The 15552-nt window shown below is 71.6% G+C and carries 16 protein-coding genes and 1 tRNA gene; 8 read left to right on the top strand and 9 right to left on the bottom strand.

The genetic code is table 11. The features are described 5' to 3' along the window. Nucleotides 1-55 precede the first annotated feature (55 nt). The 3 genes from gmk to U874_RS0102135 all read left to right on the top strand — a co-directional run bounded on the left by gmk (nucleotide 56) and on the right by U874_RS0102135 (nucleotide 2576). Nucleotides 56-961 (top strand): guanylate kinase, encoded by a 906-nt coding sequence (gmk, locus tag U874_RS0102145; protein ID WP_232755844.1) that lies wholly within the window; start codon nucleotides 56-58, stop codon nucleotides 959-961. Continuing rightward, nucleotides 958-1887 carry a DMT family transporter gene (locus tag U874_RS0102140; RefSeq protein WP_025132902.1) on the top strand — a complete coding sequence of 310 codons (930 nt, stop codon included), beginning with the start codon at nucleotides 958-960 and terminating at the stop codon, nucleotides 1885-1887. The genes gmk and U874_RS0102140 overlap by 4 nt, the downstream gene beginning before the upstream one ends. 110 nt (nucleotides 1888-1997) lie before the next feature. After that, on the top strand, nucleotides 1998-2576 hold the full coding sequence (locus tag U874_RS0102135) for an HdeD family acid-resistance protein (protein ID WP_025132901.1): 579 nt from the start codon (nucleotides 1998-2000) through the stop codon (nucleotides 2574-2576). On the opposite strand, the gene U874_RS0102130 is transcribed toward U874_RS0102135, so the two are convergent. Beyond that, a complete protein-coding gene (locus U874_RS0102130; protein ID WP_025132900.1) occupies nucleotides 2548-3333 on the bottom strand; it encodes a helix-turn-helix domain-containing protein in 786 nt (261 codons plus the stop codon). The two genes, U874_RS0102135 and U874_RS0102130, sit on opposite strands and share 29 nt — an antisense overlap. Nucleotides 3334-3417: 84 nt before the next feature. On the opposite strand from U874_RS0102130, the gene U874_RS0102125 reads away from it, so the two are divergent. Next, a complete protein-coding gene (locus U874_RS0102125) occupies nucleotides 3418-4299 on the top strand; it encodes a TSUP family transporter (protein WP_036057572.1) in 882 nt (293 codons plus the stop codon). Between the two features lie 49 nt (nucleotides 4300-4348). On the opposite strand, the gene U874_RS0102120 is transcribed toward U874_RS0102125, so the two are convergent. Further along, nucleotides 4349-5776 carry an MFS transporter gene (locus tag U874_RS0102120; RefSeq protein ID WP_025132898.1) on the bottom strand — a complete coding sequence of 476 codons (1428 nt, stop codon included), beginning with the start codon at nucleotides 5774-5776 and terminating at the stop codon, nucleotides 4349-4351. Between the two features lie 210 nt (nucleotides 5777-5986). Further along, a tRNA-Ile gene (locus U874_RS0102115) sits at nucleotides 5987-6060 on the bottom strand. A 204-nt stretch (nucleotides 6061-6264) separates the two neighbouring features. On the opposite strand from U874_RS0102115, the gene U874_RS0102110 reads away from it, so the two are divergent. Beyond that, entirely contained in the window at nucleotides 6265-7089 is an 825-nt protein-coding gene (locus U874_RS0102110; protein ID WP_025132897.1) for a tyrosine-protein phosphatase, read from the top strand. Nucleotides 7090-7149: 60 nt separating this feature from the next. Here the strand turns inward: U874_RS0102110 and U874_RS0102105 are convergent, their stop codons facing one another. The 4 genes from U874_RS0102105 to U874_RS0102090 form a co-directional block, all read right to left on the bottom strand. Continuing rightward, entirely contained in the window at nucleotides 7150-7962 is an 813-nt protein-coding gene (locus tag U874_RS0102105; protein WP_025132896.1) for a FadR/GntR family transcriptional regulator, read from the bottom strand. A gap of 156 nt (nucleotides 7963-8118) precedes the next feature. Beyond that, on the bottom strand, nucleotides 8119-9138 hold the full coding sequence (locus U874_RS0102100; RefSeq protein ID WP_025132895.1) for an ABC transporter substrate-binding protein: 1020 nt from the start codon (nucleotides 9136-9138) through the stop codon (nucleotides 8119-8121). A gap of 101 nt (nucleotides 9139-9239) precedes the next feature. Beyond that, the gene (locus tag U874_RS0102095; RefSeq protein ID WP_025132894.1) at nucleotides 9240-10100 is read right to left on the bottom strand and encodes an ABC transporter ATP-binding protein; all 861 of its coding nucleotides are present in this window, start codon (nucleotides 10098-10100) and stop codon (nucleotides 9240-9242) included. Further along, on the bottom strand, nucleotides 10097-11104 hold the full coding sequence (locus tag U874_RS0102090; RefSeq protein WP_025132893.1) for an iron ABC transporter permease: 1008 nt from the start codon (nucleotides 11102-11104) through the stop codon (nucleotides 10097-10099). The genes U874_RS0102095 and U874_RS0102090 overlap by 4 nt, the downstream gene beginning before the upstream one ends. Nucleotides 11105-11259: 155 nt before the next feature. On the opposite strand from U874_RS0102090, the gene U874_RS0102085 reads away from it, so the two are divergent. The 3 genes from U874_RS0102085 to U874_RS0102075 all read left to right on the top strand — a co-directional run bounded on the left by U874_RS0102085 (nucleotide 11260) and on the right by U874_RS0102075 (nucleotide 13798). Next, nucleotides 11260-12357, top strand: a complete 1098-nt coding sequence (locus U874_RS0102085) for a ferrochelatase (RefSeq protein ID WP_025132892.1) — start codon at nucleotides 11260-11262, stop codon at nucleotides 12355-12357. A gap of 55 nt (nucleotides 12358-12412) precedes the next feature. Beyond that, a complete protein-coding gene (hemQ, locus tag U874_RS0102080; protein ID WP_025132891.1) occupies nucleotides 12413-13135 on the top strand; it encodes a hydrogen peroxide-dependent heme synthase in 723 nt (240 codons plus the stop codon). A gap of 174 nt (nucleotides 13136-13309) precedes the next feature. After that, nucleotides 13310-13798, top strand: a complete 489-nt coding sequence (locus U874_RS0102075; RefSeq protein WP_025132890.1) for a Dps family protein — start codon at nucleotides 13310-13312, stop codon at nucleotides 13796-13798. A 131-nt stretch (nucleotides 13799-13929) separates the two neighbouring features. Here the strand turns inward: U874_RS0102075 and U874_RS0102070 are convergent, their stop codons facing one another. Both U874_RS0102070 and U874_RS0102065 read right to left on the bottom strand, forming a co-directional pair. Next, on the bottom strand, nucleotides 13930-15171 hold the full coding sequence (locus tag U874_RS0102070) for a beta-ketoacyl synthase (RefSeq protein WP_025132889.1): 1242 nt from the start codon (nucleotides 15169-15171) through the stop codon (nucleotides 13930-13932). Nucleotides 15172-15267: 96 nt separating this feature from the next. Continuing rightward, nucleotides 15268-15516: an acyl carrier protein gene (locus U874_RS0102065; protein ID WP_017794148.1), complete on the bottom strand. Its 249-nt coding sequence runs from the start codon at nucleotides 15514-15516 to the stop codon at nucleotides 15268-15270. Nucleotides 15517-15552: the final 36 nt, after the last annotated feature.

Genomic DNA, 15552 nt, shown 5'->3' with positions numbered 1-15552 from the left:
AACGAAGATGAGTGGAGAGAAGATGATCAACTCAGACGATCCCACCGCACGCTCCATGCCTGCGGTTGATCGGGTCGCGGCCAACCGCGCAGCGATCGCGGCGCGCCAAGCGCGCGCCGAGCTCAAGCGCCGGCTGAGGAGCGGCGAGCTCTCGCCGCTCCGCGTGCTCGAGCAGTCCCGAGTGCCGGGGAGCCCCGCGGCGACCCTGCGCATCACGGACTTCCTGCTGTCCTTCCCCGCCATCGGCGTGGTGAAGGCCGAGCGGGTGCGCGAGCAGCTCGAGATCTCCGAGCGCAAGCGCCTCGGCGGTCTCGGCGCGCTGCAGCGCGAGCGGCTCGAGCGCTTCGTCCGCGAGCGCACGGGCGCCGAGACGGCTCCGGGGCGCCCCCCGCTGACCGTGCTCGCCGGCCCCACCGCCGTCGGCAAGGGCACCGTGGCGAACTACATCCGGGAGCACTACCCCGAGGTGCGGCACTCGGTCTCGGCGACGACCCGCGCGCCCCGCCCCGGCGAGGTCGACGGCTCGCACTACTTCTTCGTCGACGACGAGGGCTTCGACCGCATGCTCGCGGCCGACGAGCTCCTCGAGTGGGCGACCGTGCACAACGTGCACCGCTACGGCACCCCGCGGGGCCCGGTCGACGAGGCCGCCGAGCGCGGCGAGCTCATGCTGCTCGAGATCGACCTGCAGGGGGCCCGGCAGGTGCGCGCCAGCATGCCCGAGGCACGCCTCGTGTTCCTCGCGCCGCCGAGCTGGGACGAACTCGTCCAGCGGCTCGTCGGCCGCGGCACCGAGGACGAGGAGGAGCGCAAGCGCCGCCTCGAGACCGCCCGGATCGAGCTCGCGGCCGCCGACGAGTTCGACGAGATCATCGTGAACGACGAGGTGCCCCGCGCCGCGGCCCGGCTCCTCGAGGTGATGCGCGGCGAGAGCCGCCAGGCACCGGCGCGAGACGCATGATCGAGCAGGTTGCGGATCTCGACCCCACGCAGTTCCTCGGGATCCCGCTCGCCCTCGTGGGCGCCGCGCTGCTCGCCTTCGGCGCGCAGTACCAGTCGCGCGGCCTCAATAAGGTCGAGCGGATCGTGGGGGAGAGCGCGGGCGCCGGGCTCTCCTGGGGGCACATCCGCAACCTGCTCCGCCGGCCCTCCTGGGTCATCGGCACGCTCCTCCTCGGCCTGGCCGTGGCGTTCCAGATCGGGTCGCTGTCGCTCTCGCCGCTCATTATCGTGCAGCCCATCGGGGTCGTGGGACTCGTGATCACCTCCGTGCTGAACTCGCGCGTGAGCGGCGTGCACCTCGGCAAGCGGGTCCGCGCCTCCATCTCGATCGCGGTGGTCGGAATCGTCGCTTTCGTCACGATCGCCGCGTTCACGGCACGCGACCGGCCCGTCACCGACACGAAGCTGATCGTGATCCTCATCACCTTCGCGGTCGTGCTCGCGCTTGCGCTGATCCTCTTCCTCGCGTTCCGGCACCGCGGCTTCGCCCTCATCTACATCGTCGGCGCGGGCGTGCTGTACGGCTTCGTCGCCACCTTCGCGAAGGCCGTGATCGGCCGCTTCCAGCAGGGCGAGTTCGAGTGGCTCACCTGGGCGTGCGTGGTCGCGCTCCTCGTAGGCGGCCTGCTCGGGATGGTGTTCGTGCAGAACGCCTACTCCTCGGGGCCGCCGGATCTCGTCGTCGCCGGCCTCACGGTGATCGACCCCATCGTCGCGGTGCTCATCGGCATCGTCGTCCTCCAGGAGGCGGCGGGCGCTCCCGGCTGGGCGGTGCTCGTCTACATCGCCTCCGGGATCGTCGCGATCGCGGGCGTGATCGGGCTCGCGCGCTTCCACCCTCAGGCGGGCGGCGAGTCCGCGGCCCCCGCGCTCGCCGAGAGCTGAATCACTCGCCGCTCCCGCGGTTTCCCGGTTCCCCCGTGCGATACTGACGGTGCGGCGCGTGCCGCACTCGCTGCCGAGCGTCCCTCGGCCACCCCGCTGCAGGAGCCCCCATGAGCGAACAGCCGATCCGCATCGTCACGAGCGACTCGCGGCGTGCCCCCTGGTGGATCCTGCTCATCGTCGGCATCGTGGTCGTGCTCGCGGCGATCGGCCTCATCGTCTGGCCGTTCATCGCAGCGAGCGGCATGCTGGCGATCATCTTCGGCGTAGCGCTCACCGCGAACGGCCTCGCCATGCTCGTGCGGAGCGGCCCCGGGGCGGGATCCCGCGTGCTCGGCGCCGTCTGTATCCTCGCGGGCGTGCTCGCCGTCGTCTTCTCCGAGTTCACGGGCCGCGCGCTCGTGGTGCTCGTGGGCTCCGCCCTGCTCGTCATCGGCGTCTCCTGGCTCGTCCTCAGCGCGCGCCTCGGCGCGGGCCGCAGCGGCTTCGTGCTCGTTCCCGGCATTCTCGCGGTGCTCGGCGGCGTCTTCGCGCTGATCTGGCCGGCCACCGCGCTCAGCATCGTCGCGTTCTGCGCGGGGCTCCTCATGCTCGTCTTCGGCGCCTCGCTCATCTGGGGTGCTCTCGGCATGCGCCACACGCGCGTCGACCGCACCACGATCATCGTCGAGGATCGACCGCTCCCGTGAACGCCGACGGCGCCTGGCCGAACACGCGGCTGAACGCCGCGGAGAAGCCGGCCGGGCTCGCGTAGCCGAGTGCACCGGATACCTCGGTGACGGTTCCCTCCCGCAGCAGCGGCAGAGCGGCGAGCAGCCGCGCGCGCACCCGCCAGGCCGCGGGGCTCATGCCGCAGTCCTCAGCGAACGCCCGGGAGAGGCTCCGCTCGCTGCGGTTCAGCTGCCGGGCCCAGCTCCGGTTCGAGACGCTCACATCGGGGGCCGCGAGATAGGCACGGCAGAGTCCGGCGAGCGCGGGATCGCGGGGCAGGCCGATGTGGAAGGGGAGCGGCGCGAGATCCGCGAGCTCGTGCAGGATCAGGCCCGCGAGCGCTCCGTCGCGGCCCGCTAGCGCGTAGGCGGGAGGCATGCGCACGGCCGCCGCGAGAAGCTCGCGAAGGAGCGGTGACACCTCGACGACCGCGCACTCGCTCGGCCACCAGGGCACGGCGTTCGGTTCCAGGTAGAGGCTGTTCGTTTCGACGCCGAGCAGCCGCACGCGGTGCGCCACGCCGGGAGGGATCGTCACCGCGCGGTTCGGTGGCACCGTCCACGCGCCGCCGTCGGCCTCGACGAGCATCGTTCCGCGCGCGCCGTAGAGCAGTTGGGCGCGCCGGTGCCGGTGCCAGTCGAGCAGGTGATCCGGTGGATACACCGTGGCGATCGCGACGACGGCGCGGGGGAGTCCGTCCAGTTCCGCGAGCGTGGCTTCCGTGGCGTAGGGCACGGGACCAGCCTACTGGCCGAAACTCGTATGAACCATGCAGTTCATCGAATGTGCGCAGCGGCCCGGATCGGTTGACTGGGAGGCATGGACACCCCCACCCTCACCGCCCTGCTCGTGCTCGTCGCCATCGGCGCACTCTCGGGCGTCACGACCGTGCTCTTCGGCTTCGGCGGCGGCTTCGTCGCCGTCCCCGTGATCGCCTGGGCCGACGCCCGGCTCGGCGCGGCGGCGCTCACGGTCGCGGTCGCGACCTCGGCGGCGGTGATGGTCGTGAACGCGGGCGTCGCCACTGCTGCGACCCCTCGCCGCGTGCTTCGCACCCTCCGCGGCAGCGGGCTCCTGCTCGCGCTGCTCGGCCTCGGCGGCGCGCTCGGGGCGTGGGCCGGGCTCGGGGCGCCGGCGCCCCTCATCCGCTGGGGCTTTGTCGCCTACCTGCTTGCCACGATCCTGGACCTGCTCCTCCGGCCCGGGTTCTTCCGCCCGGCGACTGCCTCTGCCGCTGCTGGCGCCGCTGCCCCGATCCCCGACGTTTCCGCCGGTCCCCGCGTGCCCGCGTGGCTCGGGCTGCCGATCGGGGCGCTCGCCGCGTTCCTCGGCGTCGGCGGGAGCGTCATGACCGTGCCCGTGCTGCGCCGGGCCGGCGCGCCCATGTCGACCGCCACGACCCTCGCGAATCCCCTCACCCTGGCGCTCAGCGCTCCGGCCCTGGCCGCCTTCCTGATGCTGGGCGGCACGGCCGCAGCCGGGCCCGGGGGTGGGGCGGCGTCCGGCTCCGCGCTCTCCGCGCAGCCGAGCATGCTCGGCGCCGTGGACGCCGCATCGGCCGCCGCCCTCCTCGCCGGAGCGATCCCCGTGATCGTCTGGCTGCGGCGGCGACCGGTGCGGCTGCCGGACCGCGTGCACGCCTGGGCGTACCTCGCACTCCTGCTCGTCACCGCACTCGCGATGGCGCTGTCCCCGGCCTGAGCCGGGGACGCTCCGGCTGTCCGTTGCCGGTTCTGCCTTCCGTGGCCGGTCAGGCCTTCCGGCTCGGCGATTGGGTCCCTGACGGCGCCACTTCGGCCCCAGTTCCTCCGTTCCCCGCTACACCGGGCGCCACCGCTGCGTCGCCCGGGAGCTGGCCCGCGAACATCCCGCGACGGCTGAGCGCGAACGCGATCCCGGCACCCATGAGCGTGAGCGCCGCGATGAGCAGCAGGCCCCAGACCGCCGAACCCGTCGACTGGCTGACCCAGCCGATCGCGTACGGCCCGGCGAAGCCCGCGAGGTTGCCGACCGAGTTGATGAAGGCGAGGCCCGCGGCCGCGGCGGTGCCGGTGAGGAGCAGCGGCGGGAGGCTCCAGAAGAGCGGCGTCGAGGAGAAGAGCGCCGACATGCCGACGCAGAGCGCGCCCAGCGCGAGCACAGGAGTGCCCTGAGCGGCGACGGCGGCCACGAGCGCGAGCGCCGTGATGGTGAGCGCGATCCCCACCTGCAGCGGGATATTGCCCTGCCTGCGAGCCGCGCGCTCCCAGGGGATCATGACGAGCGCGGCGCAGAGGTTCGGGATCGCGACGAGGAGCCCGGTCGTGCCGTTGTCGAAGTCGCCCATCGTCTTCACGATCGTCGGCAGCCAGAGGCCGAGCCCATACGCGCCGAAGACGATGCCGAAGAAGAGCAGGATCAGAGCCCAGAGCTTGCCGTTGCCGAACACCTCGCGGAGGCGGATCTTGCCGTGGCGCGCCTCAGTGTCCGCGGCCTCCCGGGCGAGCGAGTCCGTGATCCAGTCCCGCTCGGCCCCCGTGAGCCACTTCGCATCCTTCGGGCTGTCCGGCAGCCACTTCAGCACGGCGAACGCGAGGAGCACCGCCGGGATCCCCTCGAGGATGAAGACGAGCTGCCAGCCCTCGAGGCCCCACATGCCGTGGAGGTTCATGATCCAGCCCGAGATGGGCGCGGCGATCGCGTTTGCGAGCGGGTTCGAGAGGCTGAAGATCACGAGCACCTGCGTGCGGTACTCGCGCGGGAACCACAGCGTGAGGTACAGCAGGACGCCCGGGAAGAATCCGGCCTCGGCCACGCCGAGGATGAAGCGGATGATGCCGAACTGCACCGCGTCCTGCACGAACGCGGTCACCACGGCGACGATGCCCCAGCTCGCCATGATACGGGCGATCCACTTCCGCGCACCGAAGCGCTCGAGGAGCAGATTGCTCGGCACCTCGAACAGGAGGTAGCCGATGAAGAAGATTCCCGCGGCCAAGCCGAAGGCGGCCTCCGTGATCCCGAGCGAGGCGGTCATCTCGAGCTTCGCGAAGCCGGCATTGTTCCGGTCGATGTAGGCGACGAGGTACAGCACGCCGAGGAACGGCGCGAGTCGCCAGATCGCCTTCTTCATGGCGCTGCGCCCGATGGCGTCCGACTGCTCCGGGGTACGGGGGTGTGAATTCTGCGTGGTCGTCATCTGGTCTCCTTTGCTCCGATGCTCGACATTCCTATATGCTATAGCAAATGGAGCGGGGAGTGGGCGCGGCACCGGATCCGGGGTGGGGGCGCGGCTCCGGATTCGGGCTGCGGGTCCGGAGTGCGGGTCCGGAGTGCGGGTCCGGGCTGCGGCACGCACCTCACGGGCAACGAGCAGCGAGCGCCACGCGAAGCCTCGCTCGGCGCGCAGTAGGGCGGACGGGGCTTGAACCCGTGACCGGCGGATTATGAGTCCGATGCTCTAACCAACTGAGCTACCGCCCCGAAACAACCCTCCCATCCTAGGGGACCGGATGCGCCCACGAAGATTCGAGCGACTCTGCTGCACGAATCGGCCCCCATACCGGATCAGACTCGACCGAATCCTGCGCGGCGGGGTGAGCGCACGAGCCCAGCGCGGACCCCGCGTGGGCCCCGCACGGACTCAGACCGGGCGCGGCCGGGCCTCCGCCCCCTAGACTGAGGCTCATGCAGCAGGGAACCGACGCTCTCGCCCACTCCTCCGACGATCGCGGCATCGAGCTCGCGAGCGTCGCGAACCTCCGGGACCTGGGCGGCCTCCCCGCTGCGGGCGGCACGGTCGCGCGGGGACGCGTGTTCCGCTCCGCCTCGCTCGCCGAACTGTCGCCCGAAGACGGTGCCGAGCTCGCAGCGCGCGGGATCGCGCTCGCGGTCGACTTCCGCACGGCGGCCGAAACCTCCGCGGCGCCGGATCGCCTGCCCGCCGAGATCGCCCCGCTCGCGCTCGATGTGCTCGCGGACAGTCCCGGGGCGGGCGCCGCGAACATCCCGGCGCTCCTCGCCGATCCGGCGCAGTTCCTCGCGCTCGTCTCAGGCGGCGGGATCGCGGAAGCGCTGCGCGATTCCTATCGGGAGATCGTCTCGCTGCCGTCGGCGCGCGCCGCCTACCGCGAGTTCTTCCTGCGGCTCGGCGACTCCGCCGCTCCGGGGGCCGTGATCTTCCACTGCACCACGGGCAAGGACCGCACCGGGTGGGGCGCCGCATCGCTGCTCGCGCTGCTCGGTGCACCGGATGAGGCGATCCGCGCCGACTACCTCCGCACGAACACCGACCTGCTGCCGCGGCTCGCGCCGCTGTTCGCGCGCGCCGAGGAGGCCGGGGTCGATCCCGATCTGCTGCGCCCGCTGCTCGGGGTGCAGGAGGACTACCTCGATACCGCCTTCGCGCAGGTGCGCTCCGAGTACGGCGACATGGACGGGTACTTCGAGCGCGCGCTGGGGCTCAGCACCGTCGAGCGCGACGCGGTGCGCGAGCGCTTCCTCAGCGCCTAGCTGATCGCTCAAGCGCAAGCGCCTCGCAATCCAGCGAGCAGCTCGCGCCCGAGCGAGCTGCTATTCTCCGCCTGGGCGAAGGGTCAGCTCGACCGGCTGCCCCTCGGCATCCTCCGGGCTCGCGCCCGGGTCGTAGCCCGCGCCGATGAGCGACGCGGCACGCTCGGTCTGCGCCGTGAAGTCGAGCATGTCGGTGCGCAGCCCGAGGTCGCGGTCGACGTGGAGGGCCATGGAGTGGGCGGCGCTACGCACGTCGCGCTCAGCGATCGCTTCGAGCACGGCTCCGTGGTCGAGGTGCATGGTGTCGAGCGTGGTGCCGAGGATGACCCGCCCCTCGGCGGCCGCGCGCTGGAGGAGCGACATCACACCGAGGTAGAGGTCGAGCAGCAGCTTGCTTCCGCTCGCCTCGACGACGAGCAGGTGGAAGGCGCCCGGGTTGGTGCTGTGGTCGCAGGAGTCGACCGCCGTGCCGGGAACGGCCTCCTGGGCGCGGCGCACGGCCTCGCGCAGGCCGGCGAGCTGCTCCTCTGAGCGGTGCACGGCCGCGTGCTGCGCAGCCTCGATCTCGAGCGAGCGGCGGTACACGAGCACCTCTTCGAGATCGTGATCCGCGAGGAACTCGGTGAGCAGCGTGCTCACCGGGGTGCGGGCACGCACGAAGGTGCCGACTCCCGGAACCGTCTCGAGCATGCCGAAGGCTGCGAGCGAGCGCACAGCCTCGCGCACCGTGGACTTGCCGACGCCGATGAGCTCCATGAGCTCGGGCTCCTTCGGAATGAGCGCGCCGACGTCCCACTCGCTGGAGGAGATCTTCTCGCGCAGAAAGTCGAGCGTGTCGCGCGCCTTCTGCGAACCGCGTGTTGTGGAAGCCATCGAAGCAACTCCTGTGGAGAAACCGAATACGTGGCTCAACTATAGCGAGGGAAGGGTCACCTCAGCTGGGCACGCGCCGCGTGGGTGAGCATGCGGCGCGAAACCCGGCAAGGAGAGGGCTGTGAGCGGATCCCGGGTGCGTGGACCCGGGCGCGGCTATTCCGCGAGACCCCCGACCCACGCATCGATCGTGGCGAGGCCGTCGATCGTTCCGGCGAGACCGAGCGCCTGCACCTCGGAGCCCGTGACGAGCAGGGTGCGCTGCGCGCCCGGCAGCGCGGCGACGGCGGGGTTCGCGAGCAGTTCCGCGAACAGCCGCTCGCCGCTCCCGTTCATGTCGACGAGCAGGATCCCGTCCGGATCTGCTTGCACGATCTGCTCGGCGGAGATCGGGCCGGTCGTCTCGATCCCGAGCTCCGCGCTCACGTCGCGCGCGCCCGTGAGTTCGAGCAGTCGGAGCGGGAACGCGTTGCCCGCCGTGACGAACGGCCGTCCGGCCTGGTTGCTCAGCACGAGGACCCGGGCGTCGTGCGGAGTCGCGCTGGGCCGCAGGCCCGCATCGATCGTGTCGACCAGCTGCTCGGCGGCCGCGTCCTCGCCCGTCGCTTCACCGATGAGCGCGATGTTCGCGGTGAGCTCGTCGACGCCGGTCCAGGAATCGGGGAGCTGGAGCGTCGGCACCCCGGCCTGCGCGAACACGCCGCCCATGCGCGTCTCCGCGCCGTGCCGAGGGCTCATCACGACGAGATCCGGGGCGAGCGAGATCACCGTCTCGGGATCGAGCTCCATCGCGACCTTGATCGTCTCCGGGACACCGCGCAGCTCGTCCACGTGCCCGCCGAGCGCGGGGTTGAGCACCGCTTCGGGGATGAGCACGAGGCGGTCCGCGAGGCCGAGCTCGGCGAGCACCTCGGCGCTCTCGTAGTCGAGCGCGGCGATGGCCTCGGGGGCCGATTCGAGTTCGAGCGTGGTGGCCTCGGCACCGTGGGCGCCGGGCACCGTGATCGTGCGGGGGAACGCCGGCGCATCGGCCGGAGCGTCGGCGGCCTGCGATGCGGGCGCCGTGTCGGTCGCGCCCGCGGCGCAGCCAGTGAGGGCCAGGCTGAGCGCGGCGGTCGCGGCGGTCGCGGCGAGGAGGAGTGCGGTGGTTCGGGTGCGTGTGCGTTGAGCGAGCACGGCGGTCCTTTCGGGCGGGCGCCGGATCGGGCGCCGGTCGGAGACGGGAAAGACGGGAGGGGTGAGCTGGGAGCGGGAGAACTGGGAGCGGGAGCGCCGGGTCACGTGGGCGGCGGCACCGCGGGAGCGGGGTCGGGCGCAGACGCGGGCGTGTGCGGGGACGCCTGGGTCGCCGGAATGGACAGCACGGCGTGCTGGGCGGGCGTGTCCCGCGGCACGAGCACCTGCCGACCGCCGGGGGCCGTGACGAGCTCCGTGTGCACGCCGTAGGTGGCGTGCACGCGCTCGGCGGTGAGCACCTCCGCGGGGGAGCCCACGGCGAAGCCACCGCCGCGCTCCAGCAGCAGTACGTGGCTGCTCACATGGAGGGCGATCCCGAGGTCGTGGAGCGCCGCGATCACGATCCGGCCGTCGTCCGCGAGCGCACGGATGGTCTCCTCGACCGCTCGCTGGTGCGCGAGATCGAGCGCCGAGGTTGGCTCGTCGAGGAGCACGATCGGAGTGTCCTGTGCGAGCACGCGCGCGAGGTGGGCGAGCTGGCGCTGCCCGCCGGACAGCGTCCCGAAGCGGCGGGCGCCGAGCTCCGCAATGCCGCAGCGTGCGAGCGCCGCTGCACTCGCCTGAGCGGGATCGGCCGCGCCACCGGCGCGTGCGCCGACGCCGACGAGTTCGGCAACGGTGAGTTCGGGTGGCGCGGCGAGGTCCTGGGGCAGGAGCGCGAGCGCGCGAGCGCGGTCCCGGTAGCGCAGCGTCCCGAGTTCGGCGCCCGCGGCCGAGAAACTCCCGCGCGAGGCCACGCCCGTGTGCGCGAGCGCGGCGAGCAGCGAGGACTTGCCCACCCCGTTCGGCCCGACGAGGGCGAGCACGCTGCCGCGCGGCAGCTCGAGCGTGATGGGTGCGCTCAGCGTGCGCCCGCCACGGAGGGCAGCGAAGGCGTCGAGGCGGGCGCCGGGCGCGCTCATGCGCGTGCCCCCCGCCGCAGGAGGAGCGCGAGGAACACGGGGGCGCCGATCAGCGCGGCCACGACGCCGGTCTGCACCACGACGGAGCCGAAGGCGGTGCGCGCGACCGTGTCGGCGAGCACGAGGAACAGGGCTCCGCCGAGCGCGGAGAGCGGCAGGAGGCGCGCGTGGGAGGCCCCGACGAGGAGGCGCATGGCGTGCGGCACGACGAGGCCGACGAAGCTGATGATGCCGCTCACCGATACCGCTGCGCCCGTGATGAGCGAGGCGACGAGGAGCAGCCCGAATCGCTCGCGCTGCACGTGCACGCCCGAGGTTGCCGCGATCTGGTCGCCGAGGGCGAGCGCGTCGAGCTGGCGGTGCCGGCTGAGCAGCCAGGCGCCGCCGAGCAGAATCGGGCCCACCGCCAGGGCGGCGTGCTGCCAGGTGCGCAGTTCGAGGTCTCCCGCGAGCCAGAACATCGCGCTGCGCACGAGCGCGTCGTCGCTCGCGTTCGCAATGAGCACGTTGATGAGCGCGCCAGCGAGCGCGCTGAGCGACACGCCAATCAGGATCACCGTCGCCGAGCCGAGGTCGCGCCGGGTGCGCAGCACGAGCTGCAGCACGAGCGTGACGGCCGCGGCGCCCGCGAACGCGGCGAGCGGGATGCCCCACTGCGCTGAGCCGGTGAAGCCGAGCGTCATGCTCGCGACGGCGCCGACCGCCGCGCCCGCGGAGACACCCGTGATGCCGGGCTCGGCGAGCGGGTTGCGCAGGATCGCCTGCATCACGACTCCGGCCACCGCGAGGGCGGCGCCGACCAGCATGGCGACGACGACGCGAGGGAGCCGGATCGTCCAGACGACGGCGCCCGTGCGCTGCGCGACGCCGCTCGGGTCGACGAGCGCGCGCAGCGTCTCGTCGAGCGGCAGGCGCACGATCCCGAGTGTCAGCGAGCCGAGCGCGACGAGGACGAGGAGCGCCGCCGAGAGCGCGGCGGCGAGCCAGATTCGAGTGCGGGGCACGGGGGTCCTGTCGGGATCGGCGGCGCCCGGAACGGGCGCGGTGCGGGGGTGCGTGAAGCTGTGAACCGACAGATTCCATCGATTTCCAGATCAGATCTTACACATCCGATGTTATACATCAGATCTACAGGAAACCTGGTGATACGGTGCAGAGCATGACGGAACATGCCCTTCCCTACGACGCCCTCCTCGTCTGCTCCTTCGGCGGCCCGAACGCCACTGAAGATGTCATTCCCTTCCTGCGCAACGTCACTCGCGGCAAGGGAATTCCCGAGGCCCGCCTCGCCGAGGTCGGCGAGCACTACCACCACTTCGGCGGCCGCAGCCCGATCAACGAGCAGAACCTCGAGCTCGTCGCGGCACTCCAGGCGGAGCTCGCGCGCCGCGAGATCGCACTGCCCGTCGTGTGGGGCAACCGGAACTGGCACCCGTACACCGTCGACACGCTGCGCGACGCGGCCGCGTTCGGCGCCCGCCGCGTGCTCACGCTCGTGACGAGCGCCTACGCCTCCTACTCGGGCAGCCGCCAGTACCGCGAGCACCTCGCCGCGGCGACCACGGAGCTCGGCGCGATCGCCCCGCGCATCGACATCCTCCGCCCGTTCTTCAATGATCCCGGCTTCGTCACCGCCAACCTCGACGCGATCATCGAGGCCGGGGAGTCCCTCGCCGGCGGGCTCGCCGACGCGCACATCGTGTACGTCACCCACTCGATCCCCGACACCATGCAGGACGCCTCCGCCGTGACCGGAGCGGGGTACCGCGAGCAGCACGAGGACGTCCGCGCCGTGATCGATGCGGCGCTCGCCGAGCGCACCGGCGCCGCGCTCCCGTCCTCGCTCGCCTACTGCTCCCGCTCGGGCGATCCGCGCACCCCGTGGCTCGAGCCCGACGTCAACGACCACATCGAGGCGCTTGCGGGTGCGGGAGTCACGAAGATCGTGATCGCACCGATCGGCTTCATCTCGGACCACATGGAGGTCGCCTTCGACCTCGACGTGGAGGCGCTCGAGACGGCAGCCGAACACGGCATCGCAGCGGCGCGCGCCGGCACGGTGAGCGTCCGCGAGCCCTTCATCCGCGGCCTCGTCGACATGATCCTGGAGCGTGCGGCACGCGAGCGCGGCGAGGACGTCCCGGCGCCCACGGCTGGCTCGCTCGGCGCGTTCCCCGACGTCGCACCCGCGAACAGCTGCCGGATGCGCCACGGCGAGGTCACGGGGATCCCCGTCATCGCCGGCACCGACGACTGATCCCGCACGCGGCCCACGCATCCCTTTGCACGACCACCCTCTGAACGGAGACCCCATGAGCTCGTCCGCCCCCGTCGTCGATCACAGCGCCGTTGCCGAGCGCATCAACGCCGAGACCAACTACACGATGTACGCGGTGTTCCGCGAGACGCGTCCGAGCGACGGCGTGGGGGTGACCCCCGCCTGGCGGAGCATCGCGGCCGGGCTGGTCGCCGAACTCGACGCGATCCCGGGGCTCACCACGCGCGGCTGGTACGACCTCGCCGGCTTCCGCGCCGACGCGGACCTGATGATCTGGTGGCACGCCCCGGACACGGCTGCACTGCAGCGCGCCTACCGCACGGTGCTCGAGTGGACGGCCGGTCGGCTCGCCCCCGTCTGGTCGAACATCGGCGTGCACCGCGCCGCCGAGTTCAACCGCGGCCACGTGCCCGCGTTCCTCGCGGGCGACGCCCCCGGCGATTTCGTGTGCGTGTACCCGTTCGTGCGCAGCAACGACTGGTACCTGCTGCCCGACGCGGAGCGCCGGGAGATGCTCCGCGAGCACGGCGCCGCGGCTCGCGACTACGGCGACGTGCTCGCGAACACGGTCGCGTCCTTCGCGCTCGGCGACTACGAATGGCTGCTCGCGTTCGAGTCGGCCGACCTCCTCCGGATCGTCGATCTCATGCGCGAGCTGCGGGCCACCGACGCGCGCCGCCACGTGAAGGAGGAGACGCCGTTCTTCACCGGGCCCCGCGTGGAGCCGGTCGACTTCCTCGCGCGCGTCTTCGCCTAGGAACTCCCCGGTCGGGGGTCAATTCTTGGCCCCCATCGGGGACTTTCCGCGCGGTAAGCCCAGCCTTTCCTTGCTTGCGCTCCCCAAAAATCGGCGTACCGTTGAGAGTGTTGGTTGACAGGAGCCCCGGATCCACCCGGTCCGGGCTCATCCGAAACGAAGGGGATCCACTTCATGGCAACGACCCAGATCACCGTTCCCGCCGCCCAGGGCGAGCTGCACCGTCCGAGCGGCGTCTCGCAGTACCTCACCCCCGTGGTGCACGATCTCATCGCGCTCTCGGTCAACGGCAAGCAGGCGCACTGGCACGTCCGCGGCACGAACTTCATCGCGGTGCACGAGCTCCTCGACGAGGTCGTGGACCGTGCACGCGACGCCTACGATGAGGTCGCCGAGCGGATCGTCGCCCTCGGCCTGCCCGTGGACGGCCGCATCGGCACCGTCGCTGCGCGCACCACGACCCCGGAGCTCGCGGACGGCTTCCAGCAGGCCGACGCCGCGATCCGCGACATGGTCGCTCAGATCGATGCGACGCTCGTCACGGTCTACGCAGCGGTCAAGGGGCTCGAGGAGATCGATCCCGTGAGCCAGGACATCGTCATCGCGATCGCCCAGCAGCTCGACAAGGATCGCTGGTTCCTCGCCTCGCACATCGCCGCATAGCGAACGCGATCGGCGCGAGCGCCCAGTCCTGACGAAGAGGCCCCCTCCCGAACCGGGAGGGGGCCTCTTCGTCTGCCGAGCACGACGGCCGCGACGCTCCGCCGCACCCGAGGGGCGGCGGAGCGGGGGTGCTAGGCGTCGTAGGAGCGGATGGCCACGACGGCGTTGTGCCCGCCGAAGCCGAAGGAGTTCGAGATCGCGAGCTGCGGCTCCGAGCCGAGCTCCTGCGCCGAGCCCGACACCTGCAGCGGGATCTCGGGATCCTGCTCGGAGAGGTTGATCGTCGGGGGAGCCACGCGGTTCTTCACGGCGAGGATCGTGAACAGCGCCTCCAGCGCGCCCGTGCCGCCGAGGAGGTGGCCGGTCGCGCCCTTGGTCGCGGAGACCGGGATCGAGTCGATCCGGTCGCCGAAGACCTTGCGGAGCGCCGCGTACTCGGCGACATCGCCCACGGGGGTGGACGTCGCGTGCGCGTTGATGTGCGTCACCTCGTCGGGCGTCGCGCCGGCCTGTGCGAGCGCCATCTCAACGGCGCGGCTCGCACCACGGCCCTCGGGATCGTTCGCGGTGATGTGATACGAATCCGCCGTCACACCGCCGCCGGCGATCTCTGCGTAGATGCGCGCGCCGCGGGCGAGGGCGTGCTCCTCGCTCTCGATGACGAGTGCGGCAGCGCCCTCGCCCATGACGAAGCCGTCGCGGTCGATGCTGTAGGGGCGCGAGGCCGTCTCGGGGGAATCGTTCCGCTTCGACAGGGCCTGCATCGAGGAGAACGCCGCGAGCGTAATCGGGTGGATCGCGGACTCGGATCCGCCCGCGATCACGACGTCGGCGTAGCCGGCCTGGATATGCTCGTACGCGGCGGCGATCGACTCGGTGCTCGACGCGCAGGCCGAGGCGACGGTGCGCGCGTAGGCGCGGGCCTCGAAGTGCATCGAGACCGCGGCGGCGGGCGCGTTCGGCATGAGCATGGGCACCGTCAGCGGCATGACACGGCGCGGGCCCTTCTCGCGGAGGGTGTCCCAGGCGTCGAGCAGCGACCAGAGGCCGCCGATGCCGGTCGCCCAGTCGACGCCGAGGCGCTCGGAATCAAGTTCGGGGGAGCCGGCGTCCGCAAACGCCTCCATCGCGGCGATGAGCGCGAACTGGCTCGAGGGGTCAAGGCGCTTCGCGACCGGTCGGGCGAGCACCTCTTCGGGGCGCACCTTCGCCTCTGCGGCGAACTGGACCGGGAGTTCGTACTGCGCCACCCAGTCGTGGGCAAGGGTCTTCGCGCCAGAGGCGCCGGCGATGAGCGCGTCCCAGCTCTCCGCGGCGGTTCCGCCGATCGGGGAGGTGGCGCCGATGCCGGTAACGACAATCTTCTTCGTCATGTGATGCTGCTCCGGGTGGGGTGAATCCTTGGGCTGGGCGAGGGGTTCCGGGCGGGGAGGCGAGCACGTGCTCGCCTCCCGGCGACCGGGGAGTCGTTAGGCCTGAGCCTTGACGATGAAGTCGACAGCGTCGCCGACGGTCTTGAGGTTCTTGACCTCCTCGTCGGGGATCTTGACGTCGAACTTCTCCTCCGCGTTGACGACGATCGTCATCATGGAGATCGAGTCGATGTCGAGATCATCGGTGAACGACTTGTCGAGAGCGACGACGTCGGCCGCGATCCCGGTCTCGTCGTTGATGAGCTCTGCAAGACCTGCGAGGACCTCTTCGTTGCTGAATGCCATGGTGTTTCTCCTTAGGTTGGTACTGGCTGATGAAGT

The organism is Leucobacter sp. PH1c, from assembly GCF_000633415.1.
Taxonomy (GTDB): domain Bacteria; phylum Actinomycetota; class Actinomycetes; order Actinomycetales; family Microbacteriaceae; genus Leucobacter.
Note: the sequence above shows the minus strand (reverse complement) of the source record. Positions and strands in the feature narration are given on the sequence as shown.

Excerpts from the sequence above, each read along its gene's own strand:
- U874_RS0102095 (WP_025132894.1), bottom strand. The coding sequence starts at position 10,100 with ATGAGCGCGCCCGGCGCCCGCCTCGACGCCTTCGCTGCCCTCCGTGGC.
- hemQ (WP_025132891.1), top strand. The coding sequence starts at position 12,413 with ATGAGCTCGTCCGCCCCCGTCGTCGATCACAGCGCCGTTGCCGAGCGC.
- U874_RS0102125 (WP_036057572.1), top strand. The coding sequence starts at position 3,418 with ATGGACACCCCCACCCTCACCGCCCTGCTCGTGCTCGTCGCCATCGGC.
- U874_RS0102070 (WP_025132889.1), bottom strand. The coding sequence starts at position 15,171 with ATGACGAAGAAGATTGTCGTTACCGGCATCGGCGCCACCTCCCCGATC.
- U874_RS0102140 (WP_025132902.1), top strand. The coding sequence starts at position 958 with ATGATCGAGCAGGTTGCGGATCTCGACCCCACGCAGTTCCTCGGGATC.
- gmk (WP_232755844.1), top strand. The coding sequence starts at position 56 with ATGCCTGCGGTTGATCGGGTCGCGGCCAACCGCGCAGCGATCGCGGCG.
- U874_RS0102065 (WP_017794148.1), bottom strand. The coding sequence starts at position 15,516 with ATGGCATTCAGCAACGAAGAGGTCCTCGCAGGTCTTGCAGAGCTCATC.
- U874_RS0102085 (WP_025132892.1), top strand. The coding sequence starts at position 11,260 with ATGACGGAACATGCCCTTCCCTACGACGCCCTCCTCGTCTGCTCCTTC.
- U874_RS0102135 (WP_025132901.1), top strand. The coding sequence starts at position 1,998 with ATGAGCGAACAGCCGATCCGCATCGTCACGAGCGACTCGCGGCGTGCC.
- U874_RS0102120 (WP_025132898.1), bottom strand. The coding sequence starts at position 5,776 with ATGACGACCACGCAGAATTCACACCCCCGTACCCCGGAGCAGTCGGAC.
- U874_RS0102105 (WP_025132896.1), bottom strand. The coding sequence starts at position 7,962 with ATGGCTTCCACAACACGCGGTTCGCAGAAGGCGCGCGACACGCTCGAC.
- U874_RS0102110 (WP_025132897.1), top strand. The coding sequence starts at position 6,265 with ATGCAGCAGGGAACCGACGCTCTCGCCCACTCCTCCGACGATCGCGGC.
- U874_RS0102075 (WP_025132890.1), top strand. The coding sequence starts at position 13,310 with ATGGCAACGACCCAGATCACCGTTCCCGCCGCCCAGGGCGAGCTGCAC.